The organism is Rathayibacter sp. VKM Ac-2762 (assembly GCF_009866585.1).
Classification (GTDB): Bacteria; Actinomycetota; Actinomycetes; order Actinomycetales; family Microbacteriaceae; genus Rathayibacter.
Map to the genome: position 1 here is coordinate 2,601,442 of NZ_CP047419.1, position 20,962 is coordinate 2,622,403.

A 20,962-nucleotide genomic window follows, 5' to 3' on the forward strand; every position below is an offset into this window, starting at 1 on the left:
ATGTCCGACACGACCCTCGCCGCCACCGGCCTCGACGCGCGCGCCGGCACCTGGTCCTGCATCCTCTTCGACCTCGACGGCACGATCACCGACTCGGCCCCCGGCATCACCGGCACCCTCGTCGAGACCTTCGTCGAGCTGGGCCGCCCCGTGCCCGCTCCGGCCGAGCTGCTGGCCTACGTCGGCCCTCCGCTGCTCGAGGCGTTCCGCGAGCTCGGCGGGATGACCGTCGAGGAGGCGCAGGCGGCGCTCGTGGTCTACCGCCGCCGCTACAACGCGGGCGGGCTGTTCGACTCCTCGGTCTACCCGGGGCTGCCCGAGGTGCTCGCGCGCATCGCCGAGGCCGGCGTGCCGCTCTCGCTCGCGACCTCGAAGCCGGAGTCGGCGGCCACGCGCATCCTCGAGCACTACGGACTGGCGCAGTACTTCACGGTGATCTGCGGCGCCTCCGAGGACGAGGTCCGCAGCGCCAAGGCCGACGTCGTGGAGGAGGCGCTGCGCCGGCTCCGCGAGCTCGGCGTCGACCTCTCGGCGCCGGTGATGGTGGGCGACCGCGAGCACGACGTGCAGGGCGCCGCCGCCCACGGCGTGCCGACGATCATGGTCGAGTGGGGCTACGGATCGCCGCTCGAGGCGGTCGGGACGATCGCGCTGGTGTCCGGTGCCGAGGAGCTCGCGGACCTCCTGCTCCCGTGACCTGCGTACGATGAGGGCATGACTGGTCTGGGCGTCGTCCTCTCGTTCGTGCTGTTCCTCGGCGGGATCCTCGTTCTCGGCAACTCGTTCCTGCTGCCCGACATCGCCGGATTCCTCTTCGTCGGCGGCATCCTGATGATCTCGGGATCGCTGGCCGTCGCGTTCCACGTCCTGCCGAAGTCGCAGTAGCCGGGTCGCTCCGGGCGACCGCCTCCGCGGCTCGCCGCTCCGCTCAGCCCAGCGTGCTCGCGTCGAGGTCGATGACTGCATTGATGTAGACCGCCTCGCCGGCCCCGGCGATCGTCGGGTTCATCCGGAGCAGCTGCTGCACCGGGATCCCGAAGCGCTGCGCGATGTCGAAGAACGTGTCGCCCTGCACCACGGTGTAGCTCACGATGTCCCCCTCCCCATCGCGGGTCGGCTCGCCGTTCGCCCCGGGAACCGCGCCGTTGTCGACCGCGAAGGCGGTCTCGGGGATGTCCGGCGTCGCGTTCGGCGTGAAGGTGACCGTCGCCTCGGGGACCGGCGCGAAGACCGTGGCCGTCGCCTGCGGGAGCGCCGCCGTGACGGTCGGGTCCGGCACCGGGGTCGGCGTCGCAGTGGCGAACACGGTGACCGTGACCGTGGGAGCCGGAGCGGGCGCCGAGCACCCCGCGAGCGCGAGCACACCGGCCAGTGCCGTCGCTCCGATGACCGTCCTGCGCATGTCCCCCGCCCTCCGCGCGCCCCGCGGCGCCCGCTCCACCCTAGGAGACGGGGCGGCCGGGGGCACGTGCGCTGTCGCAGGAGGCCGGTGCTGCGGATCCACCGTCGTGCAGGGAGCTCCGCGGTCGTCCGGGCCGGGTCGGCCTCACCGGGACCGGGTCAGGACGGGGGCTCGGTGAGCAGGCGCAGCCCGCCGCCGCTGTTCGCCGCGTCCATCAGGAGCTCGACCCAGGTCGGGTTGATCGTCGGCTGCCGGCTCCCCGCGAAGTGGAACTGCAGGGCGATGTTCGGGTTCATCCAGAAGGAGTGGCGGCCGCGCGCACCCTCGGGCATCGAGTCGAGGGTGAGGCTGAAGCGCTCGTCGCGGCGGAACTTCGCGTAGATCACGATCTGGAGGTGGGCCAGGGTCCGGTCCTCGATCTCGATGACGGCGGGAGGAGTGCCGTAGAGGAATTGACCCATGCCGCCAGACTATAGGCCCCTCGGCTTATTACTAGTCCGTCTAGCTATTTCGCCGCGGAGGGTTCCGCCGGGTCGGCTTCGTCCGTATCGTGCCCGTCGCCGTGCTCCGCGTCGATCTGGTCGACGGCCGCGCTCATCCGGCGGAGGAAGTTGACGACGACCTCGGCCTCGGGGGCGTCCAGGTCCTCGGCGATCTCGAGCATCCGGCGGTGCATCTCCTGGAGCGTGGCGCGCACCTCGTCGTCGCTGTCGACGGTCGCCTCCACGACGATCCCGCGCCGGTCGGTCGGGTTGGGCTTGCGCACGAGGTGGCCGCTGCGGACCAGGCGGTCGATGAGGACCGTGGTCGACGCGGACGAGATGGAGAGGTGCGAGGCCAGGTCCTTGCCGGTCACCAGCTCGCCCTTGCGCTGCTGGCGGAGCAGGTACTGGATGGCGATCAGGTCCGTCTCGCCCATCGCCATCCGCTCACGCGTGCGGCGGCGCATCGAGACCTCGGAGACGCGGTACGTGCGCATCGCGCTCAGCACCTCGACAGCGCGGCGGGTGGACGACTCGTCCGGGTACCAGTACCCGGCGCCGCTCCGCAGGCTCGTGTCGCTCATCCGCACATCCTAGACCGGCTGATCACCAGGCCGTCTAGCGAGTCGCCCGCGCCTACGCTGGACCGGTGACCGCCACCCTCGTCGCCAAGGGCCTCTCCGGAGGCTATGCGCACCGCACCCTGTTCGACGGACTCGACCTGACGGTCGCCCCCGGGGACGTGGTGGGCGTCGTCGGGGCGAACGGAGCCGGCAAGTCGACGCTCCTGCGCATCCTCGCGGGCGAGACGGCTCCGCTCGAGGGCTCCGTCGTGCTCTCGCCGGGCGACGCCTTCGTCGGCTGGCTGCCGCAGGAGCACGAGCGCCGCGAGGGCGAGACCGTCGCCGGCTACATCGCGCGCCGCACCGGCTGCGCCGAGGCCTCCGCCGAGCTCGACGCCGCCGCCTCCGCCCTGGCCGACCCCGATCCCGACGGCTCGATCGCGGACCGGTACGCCCTCGCGCTCGACCGCTGGCTCGCGAGCGGCGCGGCCGACCTCGACGAGCGCACCCCGGTCGTCCTGGCCGACCTGGGCCTGTCGCTCGGCGCCGCGGCCGCCTCCTCGACGATGACCTCCCTCTCCGGCGGGCAGGCGGCGCGGGTCGGCCTCGCGGCGCTGCTGCTCTCGCGCTTCGACGTGGTGCTGCTCGACGAGCCGACCAACGACCTCGACCTCGACGGCCTGGAGCGCCTGGAGGCCTTCGTCCGCGGGCTCCGCGGCGGCGCGGTCCTCGTGAGCCACGATCGCGAGTTCCTCGCCCGCAGCGTCACCCGCGTGCTCGAGCTCGATCTCGCGCAGGGCACCAACCGGGTCTACGGAGGCGGCTACGACGCGTTCCTGGAGGAGCGCGAGACCGCGCGCCGCCAGCGCCGCGAGAAGTACGAGGACTTCGCCGAGCAGAAGGCCGACCTGGTCTCCCGCGCCCGCACCCAGCGGGAGTGGTCGAGCCAGGGCGTGCGCAACGCGATGAAGAAGGCCCCCGACAACGACAAGATCCGCCGCAAGGCCTCGGCGGAGTCGAGCGAGAAGCAGGCGCAGAAGGTGCGCCAGATGGAGAGCCGGATCGCGCGGCTCGAGGAGGTCGAGGAGCCGCGCAAGGAGTGGCAGCTCGCCTTCACGATCGGCAGCGCCCCGCGCTCGAGCTCGGTCGTCTCGACGCTGAACGGCGCGGTCGCCCGCCGCGGCGCCTTCACGCTCGGGCCGGTGTCGCTCCAGGTCGACGCGGGCGACCGGATCGGCATCACCGGGCCCAACGGCGCCGGCAAGTCGACGCTGCTGTCGCTCCTCCTCGGCCGCGCCGAGCCGGAGGAGGGCGGCGCCTCCCTCGGAGCGAGCGTGGCGATCGGCGAGATCGATCAGGCCCGCGGGATGCTCGCCGCCGAGGTGCCGCTCGCGGACGCGTTCGAGGCGCTGGTGCCCGAGTGGCCGACCGCCGAGGTCCGCACGCTGCTGGCGAAGTTCGGGCTGAAGGCCGATCATGTCGGCCGCCGCGTCAGCGAGCTCTCGCCGGGCGAGCGGACGCGAGCCGCCCTGGCACTCCTCCAGGCCCGCGGCACGAACCTCCTGGTGCTCGACGAGCCGACCAACCACCTCGACCTCGTCGCCATCGAGCAGCTGGAGGAGGCGCTCGAGGCGTACGAGGGCACGCTGCTGCTGGTCACCCACGACCGGCGGATGCTCGAGACGGTGCAGCTGACGCGGCACTGGCACGTCGAGGCGGGCGTCGTCACGGAGGCGTGACGCCCGCCGCCGCGTCAGTCCCCGGAGGCGCGGGCCGCCTCGTCCTCGCGCCAGCCGGCCTCCTTCTGCACGTACTCGTTGTCGGCGAACTCCGCGAAGTCGCTCTCGTCGGTGATCCGGCGCACCTCGAGGCGGTTGCCGGGCACCAGCGGGCAGCGCAGCGCCCACTCGCGGGCCTGCTCCTTCGAGTCGACCCCGATGATCCAGAAGCCGTTGAAGAGCGACTCGGTCGGGCCGTAGGCGCCGTCGACGACGGTCGGCGGCTCGGAGGAGAAGTCGACCACGAAGCCGGAGGAGGCGACGTCGTCGGCCAGGCCGTCGCCCGAGAGCAGCACGCCCGCCTCGATCATCGCCTCGTTGTACTGCCCCATCCGGGTGATGATCTCGTCGAACGGGATGGAGGCGTAGGCCTCCTTCGCCGCATCGGTCGCGCGCATGATCAGCATGTACTTCATCGGTTCTCCCTGGGGTCGGTGCGCGGGGGCGCACCGCTCACTCTGGCGCGTCGGCGGCCCCGGGGGAACAGCGGATCCGGAGGCGCATCGTCCTCGGCGCGGCCGTGAGCCGCAACCCCCGCGCAGACCCTCGCCGAGCGGCGGAGACTGGCGACGGCCCGTTGCTCGACGGGCGCTCATCGACGGAAGGAACGACCCCATGGTGGATCTCGGAGGACTCGCGGACAAGGCGAAGAACGCCGCGAGCAGCGACAAGGGCGAGGAGCTGACCGACAAGGGACTCGACAAGGCGGGCGACGCCGCCGACTCCGCGACCGGCGGGAAGTTCGCCGGGCAGGTCGACAAGGCCCAGGAGGCCGGCGACCAGCACGTCGGCAACGACTGACCCCCGGGGCGGCCCTTCCGCGGTGTCGCGGAGGGCCGCCCGTCCGTCAGTCCCGGACGCCGAGCTCGACGAGCAGCGCCCGCACCACGGCGACGGAGCGATCGGCCGCGTCGTCGACGTGCGCCTCGAACTCGCCGGGGGCGCAGAGGTCCGAGATCCCGCGGACCGAGACGAACGGCAGCCCGTGCACGTGCGCCGTCTGCGCGAGCGCGACCGACTCCATGTCGGTGGCGAGCGCGCCGGGGAAGTCGCTCCGCACGCGGTCCACGTGGGCGCTGGAGACGAAGACGTCGCTCGAGACGATCACGCCGCGGCGCACCTCCGGCCCCTCGGGCAGCTCGAGCTCCGCGGCGAGCGCCGCGTCGTCCCCGGAGTAACGGGCGGGCATCCCCGGGACCTGCCCGAGCGCGTAGCCGAACGCCCGCGCATCGGCGTCGGTCTGCACGTACTCGGCGCCGATCACGACCTCGCCCACGCGGACGTCGGCGCCCAGGCCGCCGGCGGTCCCCGCGCTCACCACGAGCGGCCGCTCGCCGGCCTCCCGAAGGATCGCTGCGGTGAGACCGCCGGCCGCGTTGACGAGGCCGATGCCGGTGCGGACGAGCAGCACCGCGCGGGAGTCGAGCTCGAGCTCCCACTGCAGCGCGTTGCCGACGGCGCGCGGCTCGGAGGCTCTGGACGCGGCGACGAGGAACGGCGCGGCCTCCTCGTCCATCGCGACCAGGACGATCGCCGTGCTCACGCGGTGACCGTCTCCCACTCCGAGCGGTGCGCGAGGAACGTGCGCGCCGCCTCCTGCGCCCCCTCGAGGGAGTGGTTGGCGCCCCAGCCGCACTGGGTCTCGTTGGCGGCCGGGACCTCGTCGGCCTCGGTGATGTCCTGGAGCGTCGCCTCGACCAGTCCGAGCACCTCGGCGAGCTCGGGCTCGCCCGAGAGGAGCAGGTAGAAGCCGGTCTGGCAGCCCATCGGCGAGAAGTCGATCACGCGGTCGGAGTGGTTGCGGGACTTCTCGGCGAACAGGTGCTCGAGCGAGTGCACGGTGGGCATCTCGAGGTGCCCGCGGTTGGGCTGGGTGAAGCGCACGTCGTACTTGACGAGGTGGTCGCCTCCGGGCAGCGTCTTCGCGTCGGCGAGGCGCACGTACGGCGCGGCGACGGTGCGGTGGTCGAGGTTGAACGACTCGACGTTCATGCGCGGCTGATCCACGGTGGTCTCCTTCACTGGGGGTCCCTCCATTGTCCTCCGCTCCGCGGAGCGGAGGCGGACCCCGGCGGATCCGGCTGCTTCTTCTCCGGGGCTGCGCCCGGATGCGAGGGCGGAACGGAGATCCCCGATCGACCGGGCGGAGGGGTGGCCGGAGCGGGGCGGCCGTACGCGGGCGGGTAGCGGAGGGCCGTCGAGCCGTCGTTCGCAGTCGTCTTCCCGGTCGTCGTTCCTCCTCCTCGGCGTGCGGGGCGGCGTCCTCGGTCCACTCGACCACGGACTGGTCGGGCACGGAGAGCAAGCGTGCCGTCGCGCCCGACGCGGCGGGGACCCGGGCCCCTGAGCGGTGGAGAACGGGCCGCTCCGATCCCTGGGGAGGAGCCTCGGCCGCTCCTCAGAACAGGTCCGAGAACCCCATCGCGACGAGGTTCACGTGCGAGGTCCGCAGGCAGTCGAGCGCGCTCCGCCCGTAGCGCTCGTCCTGCTCGACGAGGAGGTGCTCGACGCCGAGCGCGAGGCTCGTCCCGATGATCCCCGGGAAGTCGAGGTTTCCCTCCCCCACCTCGGCGAACTGCACGTTCGAGGTGAAGGCGTGCACGGACCACCCGCCGGACATGTCGGCGGGCGGCCCGACCCGGTAGTCCTTCAGGTGCACCAGGGCGACGCGCTCCCCGTACCGGCGCAGCGTCGTCACGGGATCGAGCCCGCCCCGCTGCACCCAGTGCACGTCGAGCTCGAGCCCCAGCAGCGGAGCCCGGTCGGCGACGACGTCGAGCAGGAGGCGGCCGCCGTGCCGCGCGAACTCGTGGTGGTGGTTGTGGAGCAGCAGCCGCAGCCCGTCGTCGCGGAGCCTCGCCGCGGCGGCCTGGCAGCGGTCGGCGAAATCGAGCAGAGCGGCCGGCGAGGCCGCCGCGGAGGCGGGCAGCATGCCGATCCGGACCGTGCGCGTGCCGAGCGCGCGGGCGTCGGCGACGATCCCGGCGAGCCCGCCCTCGAGCGCGGCGCCCGGGGAGTCCCCCGGTGCCAGGCCCGCCGAGATCGCCGCGATCTCGACGCCGAGCTCGTCCCGCGCCCGCTGCAGCTCGGCCACGGTGGCCGCCGTCAGCGGGATCTGCGAGATCTCCACCGACCGGTAGCCGATCGCTCGGACCTCCCGGAGCGTCGCGAAGGCGCCCGCCGAGGCGAACGCGTCCTTCAGCATCATCGCCTGCACGCCGATCCTGGTCACGGCAGTCCTCCCGGTCGCGGTGGAGGCCGGCGTCGCCGCGGCCCGGAACGCCCCCGACGGTAGAGGCGCGTCTCCGACCTTGTCAATCGGTTGCCAATACGCGTATGGTCGTGGCACGGCGGCGCTCCTGCCCGCCGGTTCCCGACGACGAGAACGAGGCACGCACCGTGACCACCGCACCCGCGACCCCCGCACCCGCGACCACCGCACCCGCGAACCCCGCACCCTGGACCCTCTCCGGCTTCGGCGACGAGATCGACCCCGACCCGGTCGTCCAGGTCGCCGTCCTCCGAGCGCTCGGCGCGCACAGCATCGAGGTGCGCAGCGCCTGGGGCCGGAACGTCGTCGACCTCGACGACGAGCGCCTCGCCCGCCTGGCCGCCGTGCTCGAGCGCGGCGGCCAGTCCGTCTCGGCCGTCGCCTCGCCCATCGGCAAGGTCGACGTCGCCCTCGACCCCGAGCTCGAGGTGGCGCGCCTCGACCGCGTCATCCGCGCCGCGCACGCCCTCAGCACACCGAGCATCCGCGTCTTCTCGTTCTACCGGGGCGAGGGAGTGCCGGTCGAGAGCATCCGCGACGACGTCCTGCTGCGCATGCGCAGGCTCGCCGACCGCGCCGAGCGCGAGGGCGTGGTGCTGCTGCACGAGAACGAGAAGGACATCTACGGCGACGTCCCCGAGCGGATCCTCGACCTGGTCGAGTCCGTCGGCTCGCCCGCCCTGCGCCTCGCCTGGGACAACGCGAACTTCGTGCAGTGCGGGGTGCGGCCCTTCGACGACGGCTGGACGGCGCTGCGGCCCTACGTCGACTACCTGCAGGTGAAGGACGCGGTGGCCGCGACCGGCACCGTGGTGCCCGCCGGCGAGGGCGACGGCCAGCTGCGCGAGACGCTCACCGCCCTGCGCGACGACGGCTGGACGGGCGTCGCCTCGCTGGAGCCGCACCTCGCGATCACGGACGCCTTCGGCGGATTCTCCGGCCCCGAGTCGTTCGGAGTGGCCGCTCGAGCCTTCCGGGGGCTCGCCTCCTCGCTCGGGATCGACCTGCGATGACCGTCCGCGCGGCGGTGATCGGCTGCGGCGACATCTCCTCCGTCCACCTCGCGGCGATCGGCACCGCACCCGGCGCGGAGCTGGTGGCGGTCTGCGACACCGACCCGGGCCGGCTCGCCGCGGCCGCCGAGAGGCACGCGGTGCCGGGCTTCCCCGAGGCGGTCCGGATGCTCGACTCCGTCCGCCCCGACGTCGTGCACGTCTGCACTCCGCACAGCACGCACGCCGCGCTGGCGGTCGCGGCCCTGGACCGCGGCGTCGCGGTGCTCCTCGAGAAGCCGCTCGCCTCCTCCGTCGCCGAGGGCGAGCAGGTGATCGCCGCGGCCGAGCGGGGCGGAGCGCGCATCGGCGTCTGCTTCCAGAACCGCTACAACCCGCCCGTGCAGCGCCTCCGCGAGCTGCTGGCGTCCGGCTCCCTGGGTGCCGTGACAGGTGCGGCCGCGACCGTGCTCTGGCACCGCACTCCCGGCTACTACCTCGACCGCCCCTGGCGCGGGATGCGGGCCGAGGGCGGCGGCGGGATGCTGATGAACCAGGCGATCCACACCGTCGACCTCCTGCAGTGGCTCCTCGGCGACGTGGTCACGGTGAGCGGCTCCGCCTCCACGCGCCTGCTTCCGATCGAGGTCGAGGACACCGCCGACCTGGTGCTCAGCCACGCCTCCGGCGCGCGCAGCGTCCTCTACGCGACCGTGGCGAACGCGTGGGACGAGCCGGTCGAGCTCCGCCTGCGCACCGAGCGCGCCACCGTCTCGCTGCGCGGTGCCCTCACCGTGCGGCGCGACGACGGATCCGTCGAGGTCGTCCCGGACACGGAGCGCCGATCCGGCGGGCGCTCGTACTGGGGCGCCTCGCACGAGCTGCTCGTGCACGACTTCTACGCCCGCCTCAGCGAGGACGGGCCCTTCTGGATCTCGCCCCGCGAGGCGGCGAGGTCGCTCGCGATCGTCCAGGCCGCGTACGCCCCGAGCGCGCCCGCGCGGATCCCCCACTCCACCCCGAACGAAGGACTCCTCCCATGACCACCGTCCGCCTCGGCATCATCGGATTCGGCGCCCAGGGCTCCTCCTACGCCCGCTTCCTCGCCGACGGCAGGGTGCGCGACCTCGTCGTCACCGCCGTCGCCGACGTCGACCCCGCCCGGGAGGCGGCGGCCGCCGCGCTCGCACCCGGAGCGTCCTTCCACGCCGACCACCGCTCCCTCCTCGCGAGCGGAGAGGTCGACGCCGTCGTCGTCTGCACTCCGCACTACCTCCACCCCGGGATCGGCATCGACGCTCTCGAGCACGGGCTGCACGTGCTGGTCGACAAGCCGGCGGGCGTCTACGCCGCGCAGGTCGCGGAGCTGAACGAGGCCGCCGCCGCCCGTCCCGGTCAGCGCTTCGCGATCATGTTCAACCAGCGGGCGAACCCGCTCTACCGCCGGCTCAAGGAGGTCGTCGACGAGGGCGGGATCGGCCGGATCCTGCGCTCGAACTGGATCATCACGACCTGGTGGCGGCCGCAGGCCTACTTCGACCAGAGCGCGTGGCGCGCGACCTGGGGAGGCGAGGGCGGAGGCGTCCTGGTCAACCAGGCGCCCCACCAGCTCGACCTGTGGCAGTGGCTGTGCGGGGTGCCGGAGTCGGTGGTCGCGAAGGCCGGCTACGGACGGTGCCGCGACATCGCGGTGGAGGACGAGGTGACGGTGCTCGCCGACTTCGGCGGGGGCACGACCGGTGTGCTGGTCACCACGACGCACGACCCGATCGGCACCGACCGCCTCGAGATAATCGGCGACCGCGGCCGGATCGTCGTCGACGACTCCCGGGTCGCGACGATCACCCGGCTGAACGCCCCCGAGCGCGAGGTCAGCGCCGCCCTCAGCGCCGAGGACGTGGGCCTCCTGCTCGGCGGTCGCTACGACACCGCGGGCCTCTCCACGACGGAGCGGATCGAGTCGGCGTCGGTCTGGGGCGAGCAGCACACGGCCGTCCTGCAGGACTTCGCGGACAGCATCCTGCACGGCACGCCGCTGCTCGCACCCGGGGCGGAGGGGATCCTCGGGGTCCGGCTCGCCAACGCCATCCACTACTCGAGCTGGACGGGACGCGAGGTACCGCTCGACCTCGACGAGGGCGTGTTCCTGGCGGCGCTCAACGAGCGGATCCGCGAGGAGGGGGCGTTCCCGGAGCGGAGCTGACGGGGCGGCCGCGCTGGACAGGACCGGAGCGGTGGGCGGCCGACCGGCGACGGCGGCCTCCCGGAGCGCGGGCTCCCCGATCCGGCCCGACCCGGACGCGAGCGACGGGCCGGGCGGGCTTCTCGGCCCTGTGGCAGCATGGGCGGCGGACGGCGCCCCGTCCGCCGCCGTGCCCCTCGAGAGAAGACCGCGATCGTGCCCAGCGAAGACGCGCCCACCGGCCCCTCCGCCGCGAGACGCCGCGGCCGCTCCGCGACGACGATCTACGACGTCGCCCGACTCGCCGGCGTCGCCCCCTCCACCGTCTCCCGCGGGCTGAGCACGCCCGGACGGCTGAACGCCGCGACCGAGCAGCGGATCCGCGCCGCCGCGAAGGAGCTGGGCTACCGGCTCAACCCGATGGCGCGCGCGCTGCCGACGGGCCGCACCTCGACCCTCGGGCTGCTGGTGGCCGACATCACCAACCCGGCCTTCTTCCCCGCCGTGCGCGGAGCGGAGCGGGCGGCGTCGCTCCGCGGCTTCACGATGATCCTCGCCGAGTCGCAGGAGTCCGGGGAGCGCGAGGCCGAGGCGGCCGACCGCATCGCCGCCTCCACCGACGGGCTCGTCCTCGTCAGCACCCGCCTCAGCGACGAGGAGATCATCGCGCTGGCCGGGCGCATCCCGGTCGTCGTCCTCAACCGCGTGGTCCCCGGCGTCGCGGGGATCGTGCCCGATCTCGCCCCCGGGATCGACGCCGCGCTCGACCACCTCGCGGCCCTCGGCCACCGCTCCCTCGCCTTCATCGCCGGTCCGCCCGACTCGTGGATGAGCGCCGCGCGATGGGAGCTCCTCCTCGACCGCGCTCCGCAGCGGGGCATGACGGTCGTCGAGATCGGGCCGGGCGTCTCGACCCTCGAGGGCGGGAGGAGCGCGCTCGCGAGGGTGACCGCCTCCGGCGTCGGCGCGGTGATCGCCTACAACGACCTGGTCGCCATCGGACTGATGCGCGCGGCTCAGGAGTCGGGCGTCGCGATCCCGGAGCAGCTCAGCATCATCGGCTTCGACGACATCTTCGGGAGCGACTTCACCTCGCCACCGCTGTCGACCATCAGCGCACCGCTGGGCCGGATGGGCGAGCGGGCGGTCCGCCGGGTGCTCGGCGACGAGGAGCCTCCGGAGCGGGCCGACGATCTGCCGACGGAGTTCGTCCCGCGCGCCTCGACGGGACCCCGCCGCGACTCCTGACCCCGGTCCGCGCCCGGCGCGCCATCCGGTGCGACACCTCTGGCAATCGGTTGACACTCCTCGGCACCCATACTTGGATGGCCCCGTGCCGACAAAGCTGCTGAACGATCCCGACCGACTCCTGCCGATCGACCCGACGACCCGGGCGATCGCCCGCGATCTCCACGCGAGCGTCGCCGACCTGCCGATCCTCTCCCCGCACGGGCACGTGGATCCGCGCCTCCTGCTCGAGGACCGTCCCTTCGCCGACGCGTCCGAGCTCTTCCTCCGGCACGACCACTACGTCACCCGGCTGCTCCACTCCGCCGGGATCGACCTCGGCGATCTCGGCATCCCCGGAGGCGAGCGCCTCGCCGGCCCGGAGGAGGTGTGGCGCACGTTCTGCGCGCACTGGCGGATCTTCGCGGGAACCGCCTCGGGCTACTGGCTCCAGTCGATCCTCGCCGAGCAGTTCGGCATCACCGAGCAGCCCGACGCCTCCACCGCCGACGCCCTCTTCGCGGCGATCGGGGCCCGGCTGGCGTCCGACGCCTTCCGCCCGCGGGCGCTCTTCGAGCGGTTCGGGATCGAGGTGCTGGCGACGACCGACGATCCGCTGGACGACCTGGCCGTCCACCGGGCTCTGGCGGAGGATCCGGCGTTCCCGGGCCGGGTGCTGCCGACCTTCCGCCCCGACGCCTACCTCGATCCCTCCACCCCCGGCTGGCCCGAACGCGTCGCCGCCCTGGCCGCCGCCACCGGAACGAAGGAGTCCAGCTTCCCCGGATTCCTCGAGGCCCTCCGCGCCCGGCGCCGGTACTTCCTCGACCACGGCGCCGTCTCCGCCGACCACGGAGTGCTGGAGCCGCTGACCGTCGACCTCGACCCCGCCGAGGCGCAGTCCCTCTTCGCCCGCGCCCGCGCCGGCACGATCGACGCCGAGGGCAGCCGCGTCCTCGCCGCCCACCTGCTGCTGCAGTCCGCCCGCATGAGCGTCGACGACGGCCTGGTGATGACCGTCCACGCCGGCGTGCTGCGCAACCACGATCGGCCGACCTTCGAGCGCTTCGGTCCCGACACCGGCCACGACATCCCCGTCGCGACCCGGTTCGCCGAGCCCCTCCGCCCGCTGCTGCAGGAGCTCGGCAACGCGCCGGGCTTCCACCTCGTCCTCTTCGGGATCGACGAGAGCACCCACTCGCGCGAGCTCGCTCCTCTCGCCGGCTACTACCCGTCGGTGTTCCTCGGAGCGCCGTGGTGGTTCCTCGACGCGCCTGACGCGGTGCTGCGCTTCCGCGCCGCCGTGACGGAGACCGCCGGCTTCAAGCGGAGCTCCGGCTTCATCGACGACACCCGCGCGTTCCTCTCCATCCCGGCCCGTCACGACATGGCGCGGAGGCTGGACGCCGCGTTCCTCGCGCGCCTGGTCGCCGAGGGGCGCATCGACTCCGAGACGGCGAGCGCCGTCATCCTGGACCTCGTCGACGCCCAGCCGCGGAAGGTCTTCAAGCTGTGAGCGGGCACGGCGGAGGAGGCGGTCTCGATCGCGCGTCCGCGGGCCTGCCGGCGGCTCCCGTCCGCATCGTCCACCTCGGCCTCGGCGCCTTCCACCGAGCGCACCAGGCCTGGTATACGCACGCCGTCGACGACGACCACGAGTGGGGCATCGCCGCATTCACCGGCCGGAGCCCCCGCGCGGCCGAGGAGCTCGCCGCGCAGGACGGCCTGTTCACGCTGATCGAGCGCGGACCGGAGGGCGACTCGGCGACGGTCGTGGGCAGCATCGTCGAGGCGGTCGACGGCGCGGACGTCGCGCGTCTCGTCGAGCTCGTCGCGGCTCCGGCGACGGCGATCGTCACGCTGACGATCACGGAGGCCGGGTACCGTCTCGCCGCGGATGGCGGCCTCGACCTGGACGACCCCGCCGTCCGGAGCGACCTCGCCGCCCTCCGATCGGGAGGAGCGCCGACGACCGCGCTCGGCCGCCTCCTCCTCGGCCTCACCGCCCGGCGCGACGCCGGCTCCGGCCCGCTCGCCGTCGTCCCCTGCGACAACCTCTCCGGCAACGGCCCTCTCGTGCGCCGTGGACTGCTCCTGCTCGCCGAGCGGCTCGACCCGTCGCTCGCCGACTGGATCGACCGCACCGTCTCGTTCGTGTCGACCTCCGTCGACCGGATCACTCCGGCCGCCACGGCGGCGGACCGGGAGGCGGCGGCCGTGCTCACCGGCATCAGCGACGCCGCGTCGGTCGTGACCGAGCCGTTCCGCGACTGGATCCTCTGCGGCGGCTTCCCCGCCGGCCGACCCGCCTGGGAGCGCGCCGGAGCCCGCTTCGTGGACGACATCGAGCCCTTCGAGCGGCGCAAGCTGCGACTCCTCAACGGCGCGCACACGCTCCTCGCCGCCACCGGCCGCCGGCGGGGTCTCGCCACCGTCGCGGAGGCGATCGCCGACCCCGCCTGCCGGAGCGCCGTCGAGGCGTTCTGGGCGGAGGCGGCGGCCGGCCTCCCCGCCGGTCTCGACGCGGACGCCTACTGCGCCGCCCTCCTCGAGCGCTTCGGCAACCCCCGGATCGAGCACCGGCTCGAGCAGATCGGCGCCGACGCGACCGCCAAGCTCCGCATCCGGATCGCGCCCGTGCTCCTCGCGGAGCGCGCGGGCGGACACGACGGAGCCGCCTCCCTCCGTGCCGTCGCCGACTGGATCGCACTGCTGCTCCAGGGCGACCGCCTGCCCGACGCGCAGCGCCCCGCCCTCGACCGCGCCCTCGGCTCCGCCCGGCCCCTCGAGGCGCTGCTGCGGCTCGTCGACCCGCGCCTCGTCGACGACCCGGCCCTCGTCGCCGCGGTCGCCGCTCAGGCGGCCTAGACCTCCACCCCGCCTCTCCGCGCGGTGCCTTCCGGCACCGTCGGCAACCGATTGCCACCCTCGCACCGTCTCGATGCGGCGCGGATCCCCGACGGGTCCGCGCCCGGGTAAAGGAGCCCGCATGACCCCCCGCACCACCGCGCCCGGAGCGCCCGCCGCTGAGAAGCTCTCGAAGCTGAGCATCGTGGGCTACGGCGCCGGCGACACGGCGAACAACCTCGCCTTCACCACCGCCACGATGTTCCTGCTCGTCTACTACACCGACGTCGCCGGGATCTCCGCGGCCGCGGCGGGCACGCTGCTGCTCGTCGTGCGGATCTTCGACGCGTTCGCCGACGTCTTCGCCGGCCGGGTCGTGGACCGCACCTACAGCAGGCGCTTCGGCAAGTTCCGGCCCTTCCTGATGTTCGGGTCGGTTCCGCTCCTGCTGCTCTCGGCCGCGACCTTCTCCGTCCCGCAGATCGGCGAGAGCGGAACCCTGCTCTACGCCTACCTGAGCTATGCCGCGCTCGGCCTCGCCTACAGCCTCGTCAACATCCCCTACGGCTCGCTCGCCGGAGCGATGACGCAGGTCGGCACCGAGCGCGCGAAGCTCGCCAGCGCCCGCGCCATCGGCGGCGCGATCGTGGGGGCCGGGCTCGGCACCTTCATGGCCCCGCTGGTCGTCCCCGGCGCCGATCTGCAGTCGCTCTTCTCGATCGTCACGCTGAGCTTCGTCGTCGTCGGCTCCGCGCTCTACCTCTTCACGATCCTGACCGCGAAGGAGCGGGTCCAGCGCGACGTCGCGCACGTCACGTTCCGTCAGAGCATGACGACCCTCCGCTCCAACCGGCCGCTGCTCTTCCTCTGCCTCAGCTCGTTCCTGTTCCTCACCGGGACGCTCGCGCTCCAGACCGTGCAGCTCTACTACCTGCGCGACGTGCTCGGATCGGTCCAGCTCTACGCCGCGATGTCGCTGATCCAGCTCGCCCTGACCTTCGGCCTGGCCGCCCTCGTCCCGACGATCGTGCGGCGGTTCGGCAAGCGCAACGCCTACATGGCCGGAGTCGGGGTCCTGATCAGCGGCGGAACGGTCGTCTTCCTCGCCCCGGGCGACGCGGTGGCGGTCGGCTTCGGCGGACTGGTCCTCGCCTACGTCGGCATCCAGCTCGTCAACATGCTCGTCTGGGCGATCGAGGCCGACACCGTCGAGTACGGGGAGTGGAAGACCGGCATCCGCTCCGAGGGCACGATCTACGCCCTGTTCTCCTTCACCCGCAAGACCGGCCAGGCGGTCGGAGGCGCCCTCGCCGCGTACGCGCTGGCCTGGGGCGGCTACGTGGCCGGGGCCGCGGAGCAGAGCGAGCACGCCGAGTGGGGCATCCGCGCCGCCGCCGGCCTCATCCCGGCCGTCGCGGCCCTGCTCGCGGTGCTGATCATGGCGTTCTACCCGCTGACCGACCGTCGGCACGCGCAGATCGTCGCCGAGATCGCCGAGCGCCGCGAGAGCACGGGGCAGGCCGCGCCCGTGGCGCCCGGCCTCTCGACCGCCGCGTTCTCGATGGACCGCGCTCCCGGCCGGAACCCCTGACCCGATCCCCCACCACGAAAGGCATCCCATGAAGATCGACAAGGCCGAGGTCGTCGTCACCAGTCCCGACCGCAACTTCGTCACCCTCAAGCTCACGACCGACGACGGGCTGACCGGCCTCGGCGACGCGACCCTCAACGGCCGCGAGCTCGCCGTGGTCTCCTATCTCGCCGACCACGTCGTGCCGCTGCTCCTCGGCCGCGACGCCTCGCGCATCGAGGACACCTGGCAGTTCCTCTACCGGTCGTCCTACTGGCGCCGCGGGCCGGTCACGATGGCGGCGATCGCGGCGGTCGACACCGCCCTCTGGGACATCAAGGGCAAGGCCGCGGGCATGCCGCTCTACCAGCTGCTCGGAGGCGCGTCCCGCACCGGCCTGCTCGCCTACGGCCACGCGTCCGGGCGGACGGACGCGGAGCTGTTCGACAGCATCCGCGAGCACCAGGAGCAGGGGTACCGCGCGATCCGCGTGCAGACCGCGGTGCCGGGGCTGACCTCGATCTACGGCATCGCCTCCAACGCCGTCCTCGAGGGCAACGCCGGCGTGCGCTACGACCACGAGCCGGCGCAGCGCGGCGGCCTGCCGACCGAGGAGGACTGGGACACCCGCGCCTACCTGCGCCACGTCCCCCGCGTCTTCGAGGCCGTCCGCAACGAGTTCGGGCCGGAGCTCCCCCTCCTCCACGACGGCCACCACCGGATGACACCGATCCAGGCCGCGGCCCTCGGCAAGTCCCTCGAGCCGTACGACCTCTTCTGGCTCGAGGACTGCACGCCCGCCGAGAACCAGGAGGCCCTCCGCCTCGTCCGGCAGCACACCACCACGCCCCTGGCGATCGGCGAGGTCTTCAACACCGTCTGGGACTACCAGCTCCTCATCCGCGAGCAGCTGATCGACTACATCCGGAGCGCGGTCACGCACACCGGAGGCGTCTCCCACCTCCGGAGGATCCTCGACCACGCCGCGCAGTACCAGATCAAGTCCGGGATGCACGGACCCACCGACGTCTCCCCGGTGGGAATGGCGGCCGCGATGCACCTGGGCCTGGCGATCCACAACTTCGGGATCCAGGAGTACATGAAGCACGGCGAGCGGACCGACAGCGTCTTCCAGCAGTCGTTCACCTGGAGCGAGGGACGGCTGCACCCGGGCGACGCCCCCGGTCTGGGCGTGGAGCTCGACGTCGACGCCGCCGGGAAGTACCCCTACGTGCGCGCGTACCTGCCCTTCAACCGCCTCGCCGACGGCACCGTCCACGACTGGTGACCTGCGGGCGCCCCTCCTCCGCCGAGGGGACCCCTAACGGTCGCGGGAGCCACGACCAGCGGGCTCCCTCGACGGTCCGGGGTTCCCCCCGCCGGGCACAGGCCGGTCAGGGCACGAAGCGGTAGCCCATGCCCGCCTCGGTCAGCAGGTGGCGCGGATGTGCGGGGTCGGGCTCGAGCTTCTTGCGCAGCTGCGCGAGGTAGAGGCGCAGGTAGCCGGTGTCGGTGACGTGCGCGGGGCCCCAGATCTCGGCCAGCAGCGAGCGGCGGGTGACCAGCTTGCCCGCGTTGCGGATGAGGATCTCGAGCACCTGCCACTCCGTCGGAGTCAGCCGCACGGAGACGCCGTCCCGCGTCGCGCTCTTGGCCACCAGGTCCACGGTCACCTCGCCGATCACGACCAGCGGCTCGCCGTCGGCCGGCTGCACCCGCCGCGAGAGGGCCCGGATGCGCGCGAGGACCTCGTCCATCGAGAACGGCTTGGTCACGTAGTCGTCCGCGCCGGCGTCGAGCGCGCCCACCTTGTCGGCCGCGCCCGTCCGCCCCGACACCACCAGGATCGGCGCGCTCGTCCAGCCGCGCAGTCCGTGGATGACCTCGACCCCGTCGAGCCGGGGCATGCCGAGGTCGATCATGTAGAGGTCCGGATGCTCGTCCACCGCGCGGTTGATCGCCTCGGTGCCGTCGCCGGCCGTCACCACGTCGTATCCGCGGGCGGTGAGGGTGATGCGCAGGGCGCGCAGGATCTGCGGGTCGTCGTCGGCGATCAGGATCTTCATGCGGCTCCTCCGGAGTCCTCGTGCGGGGCGGCGCCCGACCCGCCGTCGTGCGGGGCGGCCGGAGCGACGTGAACCGCAGGAGCAGCGGCAGCAGTCTCCGGCGCCAGCGGCAGCGTCACCACCATCGTCAGCCCGCCCCCCGGAGTGTCCTCCGTCTCGAGCGTGCCGCCCATCCCCTCCGTGAACCCCTTCGAGAGCGCGAGGCCGAGGCCCAGGCCCGTCAGGTTGTCGTCGTCGCCGAGTCGCTGGAACGGCACGAAGATCTCGGCGCGGCGCTCCTCGGGCACCCCGGGGCCGTGGTCGACGATCCGCAGCTGCGCGCTCCCGCCGAAGGCGCTGGCGGCCACGCGCACCCGGGTGCCGGACGGCGCGTAGCGGACGGCGTTCGCGAGCAGGTTGACCACGACGCGCTGCAGCAGAACCGCGTCGGCGAGCAGCGCCGGGCCCTCCGGATCGAGGTCGAGGTCGACCTCGCCGGGTCCGAGACCGAGCTCGTCGAGCGCGGGGAGCACCACGTCGGCGGCGTCGAGCGGAGCGAGCGCCACGGCGAGCGCCCCCGCCTCCAGCCGCGTCACGTCGAGCAGGTCGGTGACCAGCGCGGCCAGCACGGTGAGGCTCTCGTCGGCGGTGGCGAGCAGCTCCTCCCGGTCGCGCTCGCTCCAGACCACCTCGGGCGAGCGCAGACCGCTGACCGCCGCGGTGGCCGCGGCGAGGGGCCGGCGCAGGTCGTGGCTGACGGCCGAGAGCAGGGCGCTGCGCACCCGGTCGGTCTCGGCCAGCGGAGCGAGGGAGCTGGCCGTCTCGCTGAGGGCCGCGTTCTCGAGCACCGAGTCCAGCTGGGCGGCGACGACCTGGAGCAGCCGTCGCTCGCTCCCCTCCAGCTCGCGGCCGTGCAGCTCGAGCACCGCGCCCTCGCCCACCGCGATGCGCGCGGGATCGCCCTCCGGCTGCGGCTCACCGTCGGCCGCGACGAGCTCGCCGCCGCGCAGCAGCCGCACGCCGGTCAGCCCGAACGCCTCGCGCGAGCGCTCGAGGATCGCCTGCAGCGCCCCCTGCCCGCGGATCACGCCACCGGCGATCGTCGCCAGCAGCTCCGACTCCGCCCCCGAGCGCTTGGCGGCCCGCGCCCGTCTGGCCGCGCGGTCGACCACGGCGCTGACGAGCGCCGCGTTGAGCACGTAGAGCACCAGCGCCAGCGCGTGCAGAGGCTCGTCGACGGTGATCGTGTAGAGCGGATCGACGAAGAAGAAGTCGAGGGTCAGCCCCGAGAGCACGGCCGCGAAGAGGGCCGGCCAGAGCCCGCCGACCAGCGCGACCACCACCACCAGCAGCTGGTACGAGAGCACGTCGCTCGTGATCGACTCGTCGCTGCGGAGGCTCGAGAGCAGCCAGGTCACCAGCGGGCCGCCCACGAGGGCGAGGGCCAGTCCCAGGAGGCGGCGCCGCAGCGTCAGGGCCCCGTCGAGCCTCGGCAGCACCGCGGTGCGCCCGGCGGCGGAGTGGCTGACGATGTGCACGTCGATGTTGCCGGACTCGCGGATCACCGTCGACGCCGTGCCGGGCGTCAGCGCCGAGGCGAGGCGGCTCCGCCTGCTCACGCCGATCACCAGCTGCGTCGCGTTCACCGAGCGGGCGAACTCGACCAGCGTGCGCGGCACGTCCTCGCCGACCACCTGGTGGTAGCTGCCGCCGAGCTTCTCGACCAGCACCCGCTGCGCCTCGAGCACGTGCGGCCGGGGAGTGCGGAGGCCGTCGGGGGTCACCACGTGCACGGCGAGCAGATCGCCCCCGGAGGCGCGGGCCGCGATCCGCGCGCCGCGCCGCAGCAGTGTCTCCCCCTCCGGCCCGCCGGTGAGGGTCACGACCACGCGCTCGCGCGCCTCCCAGGTGCTGTCGATGCCGTGCTCGACGCGGTAGTCGCGGAGCGCGCTGTCGACCTCGTCGGCGAGCCAGAGCAGCGCGAGCTCGCGCAGGGCTGTCAGGTTGCCGAGCCGGAAGTAGTTGGACAGCGCCGCGTCGATGCGCTCGGGCGGGTAGACGCGGCCGTCGGCGAGGCGGTCGCGCAGCGCCTGGGGCGCCAGGTCGACGACCTCGATCTGGTCGGCGGCGCGGAGGACCGCGTCCGGGATCGTCTCGCGCTGCGGCGCTCCGGTGATCGCGTGCACCACATCGTTGAGCGACTCGATGTGCTGGATGTTCACGGTCGAGAAGACGGTGATGCCCGCGTCGAGGAGCGTCCTGACGTCCTCCCAGCGCTTCTCGTGCCGGGAGCCGGGGGCGTTGGTGTGCGCGAGCTCGTCGACCAGCGCGACGTCGGGCCGGCGGGCGAGCACCGCGTCGAGGTCCATCTCGTCGAGCAGCACGCCGCGGTGCTCGACGGCCCTCCTCGGCACGACCTCCAGCCCCTCGACCATCGCGGCGGTGGCGGAGCGGCCGTGCGTCTCGACCACGGCCACCACGACGTCGCGGCCCTCGGCGGCGAGCCGGCGGCCCTCCTCGAGCATCGTGTAGGTCTTGCCCACTCCGGGCGCGGCTCCGAGGAGCACGCGCAGGCGGCCCTTCGTCATGCTCCCGGCCTCCCC

At 73.4% G+C, this 20,962-nt stretch carries 21 protein-coding genes; 12 read left to right on the forward strand and 9 right to left on the reverse strand.

The window, feature by feature from the left end:
• Entirely contained in the window at positions 1–696 is a 696-nt protein-coding gene (locus GTU71_RS12215; protein ID WP_104222626.1) for an HAD hydrolase-like protein, read from the forward strand.
• Between the two features lie 18 nt (positions 697–714).
• Positions 715–885: a hypothetical protein gene (locus GTU71_RS12220; RefSeq protein WP_159911733.1), complete on the forward strand. Its 171-nt coding sequence runs from the start codon at positions 715–717 to the stop codon at positions 883–885.
• Positions 886–928: 43 nt separating this feature from the next.
• Here GTU71_RS12220 and GTU71_RS12225 read toward each other — a convergent pair whose 3' ends face one another.
• From GTU71_RS12225 to GTU71_RS12235, 3 genes are all read right to left on the reverse strand, one after another.
• Positions 929–1,402, reverse strand: coding sequence for a LysM domain-containing protein (locus GTU71_RS12225; protein ID WP_159940272.1), 474 nt, complete (start codon positions 1,400–1,402; stop codon positions 929–931).
• 158 nt (positions 1,403–1,560) lie between these two features.
• Positions 1,561–1,863 carry a hypothetical protein gene (locus GTU71_RS12230; protein WP_068250131.1) on the reverse strand — a complete coding sequence of 101 codons (303 nt, stop codon included), beginning with the start codon at positions 1,861–1,863 and terminating at the stop codon, positions 1,561–1,563.
• Positions 1,864–1,907: 44 nt separating this feature from the next.
• The gene (locus tag GTU71_RS12235) at positions 1,908–2,468 is read right to left on the reverse strand and encodes a MarR family transcriptional regulator (protein WP_159940274.1); all 561 of its coding nucleotides are present in this window, start codon (positions 2,466–2,468) and stop codon (positions 1,908–1,910) included.
• Between the two features lie 65 nt (positions 2,469–2,533).
• Here GTU71_RS12235 and GTU71_RS12240 point away from each other — a divergent pair, with 65 nt between their 5' ends.
• Complete coding sequence (locus tag GTU71_RS12240) at positions 2,534–4,186, forward strand: ABC-F family ATP-binding cassette domain-containing protein (RefSeq protein WP_159940276.1); 1,653 nt, start codon at positions 2,534–2,536, stop codon at positions 4,184–4,186.
• Positions 4,187–4,200: 14 nt separating this feature from the next.
• Here GTU71_RS12240 and GTU71_RS12245 read toward each other — a convergent pair whose 3' ends face one another.
• Positions 4,201–4,641, reverse strand: a complete 441-nt coding sequence (locus tag GTU71_RS12245; protein WP_104222630.1) for a YciI family protein — start codon at positions 4,639–4,641, stop codon at positions 4,201–4,203.
• Between the two features lie 199 nt (positions 4,642–4,840).
• Between GTU71_RS12245 and GTU71_RS12250 the strand changes: the two genes are divergently transcribed.
• A complete protein-coding gene (locus GTU71_RS12250; RefSeq protein ID WP_104282784.1) occupies positions 4,841–5,026 on the forward strand; it encodes an antitoxin in 186 nt (61 codons plus the stop codon).
• Positions 5,027–5,072: 46 nt separating this feature from the next.
• Here GTU71_RS12250 and mtnN read toward each other — a convergent pair whose 3' ends face one another.
• The 3 genes from mtnN to GTU71_RS12265 form a co-directional block, all read right to left on the reverse strand.
• Complete coding sequence (gene mtnN / locus GTU71_RS12255; protein ID WP_244230543.1) at positions 5,073–5,768, reverse strand: 5'-methylthioadenosine/S-adenosylhomocysteine nucleosidase; 696 nt, start codon at positions 5,766–5,768, stop codon at positions 5,073–5,075.
• Positions 5,765–6,217: an S-ribosylhomocysteine lyase gene (locus GTU71_RS12260; RefSeq protein WP_104247555.1), complete on the reverse strand. Its 453-nt coding sequence runs from the start codon at positions 6,215–6,217 to the stop codon at positions 5,765–5,767. The genes mtnN and GTU71_RS12260 overlap by 4 nt, the downstream gene beginning before the upstream one ends.
• Positions 6,218–6,623: 406 nt before the next feature.
• A complete protein-coding gene (locus tag GTU71_RS12265) occupies positions 6,624–7,457 on the reverse strand; it encodes a sugar phosphate isomerase/epimerase (protein ID WP_244230544.1) in 834 nt (277 codons plus the stop codon).
• Between the two features lie 167 nt (positions 7,458–7,624).
• On the opposite strand from GTU71_RS12265, the gene GTU71_RS12270 reads away from it, so the two are divergent.
• From GTU71_RS12270 to manD, 8 genes are all read left to right on the forward strand, one after another.
• Complete coding sequence (locus GTU71_RS12270) at positions 7,625–8,509, forward strand: sugar phosphate isomerase/epimerase family protein (RefSeq protein ID WP_244230545.1); 885 nt, start codon at positions 7,625–7,627, stop codon at positions 8,507–8,509.
• Entirely contained in the window at positions 8,506–9,531 is a 1,026-nt protein-coding gene (locus GTU71_RS12275; protein ID WP_159940280.1) for a Gfo/Idh/MocA family oxidoreductase, read from the forward strand. Before GTU71_RS12270 ends, GTU71_RS12275 begins: the two co-directional genes overlap by 4 nt.
• Positions 9,528–10,691, forward strand: coding sequence for a Gfo/Idh/MocA family oxidoreductase (locus GTU71_RS12280; protein WP_104266579.1), 1,164 nt, complete (start codon positions 9,528–9,530; stop codon positions 10,689–10,691). The genes GTU71_RS12275 and GTU71_RS12280 overlap by 4 nt, the downstream gene beginning before the upstream one ends.
• A 195-nt stretch (positions 10,692–10,886) precedes the next feature.
• On the forward strand, positions 10,887–11,918 hold the full coding sequence (locus tag GTU71_RS12285; protein ID WP_159940282.1) for a LacI family DNA-binding transcriptional regulator: 1,032 nt from the start codon (positions 10,887–10,889) through the stop codon (positions 11,916–11,918).
• Between the two features lie 85 nt (positions 11,919–12,003).
• The gene (gene uxaC, locus GTU71_RS12290) at positions 12,004–13,413 is read left to right on the forward strand and encodes a glucuronate isomerase (RefSeq protein ID WP_159940284.1); all 1,410 of its coding nucleotides are present in this window, start codon (positions 12,004–12,006) and stop codon (positions 13,411–13,413) included.
• Entirely contained in the window at positions 13,410–14,765 is a 1,356-nt protein-coding gene (locus tag GTU71_RS12295) for a mannitol dehydrogenase family protein (RefSeq protein WP_244230546.1), read from the forward strand. Before uxaC ends, GTU71_RS12295 begins: the two co-directional genes overlap by 4 nt.
• A gap of 121 nt (positions 14,766–14,886) precedes the next feature.
• A complete protein-coding gene (gene uidB / locus GTU71_RS12300) occupies positions 14,887–16,335 on the forward strand; it encodes a glucuronide transporter (protein WP_104257955.1) in 1,449 nt (482 codons plus the stop codon).
• Between the two features lie 28 nt (positions 16,336–16,363).
• On the forward strand, positions 16,364–17,602 hold the full coding sequence (gene manD / locus GTU71_RS12305) for a D-mannonate dehydratase ManD (RefSeq protein WP_104238009.1): 1,239 nt from the start codon (positions 16,364–16,366) through the stop codon (positions 17,600–17,602).
• Between the two features lie 106 nt (positions 17,603–17,708).
• Here the strand turns inward: manD and GTU71_RS12310 are convergent, their stop codons facing one another.
• Positions 17,709–18,380 (reverse strand): response regulator, encoded by a 672-nt coding sequence (locus GTU71_RS12310; protein WP_104222647.1) that lies wholly within the window; start codon positions 18,378–18,380, stop codon positions 17,709–17,711.
• Entirely contained in the window at positions 18,377–20,947 is a 2,571-nt protein-coding gene (locus tag GTU71_RS12315) for a DUF4118 domain-containing protein (protein ID WP_104255657.1), read from the reverse strand. Before GTU71_RS12315 ends, GTU71_RS12310 begins: the two co-directional genes overlap by 4 nt.
• Between the last annotated feature and the right edge of the window lie 15 nt (positions 20,948–20,962).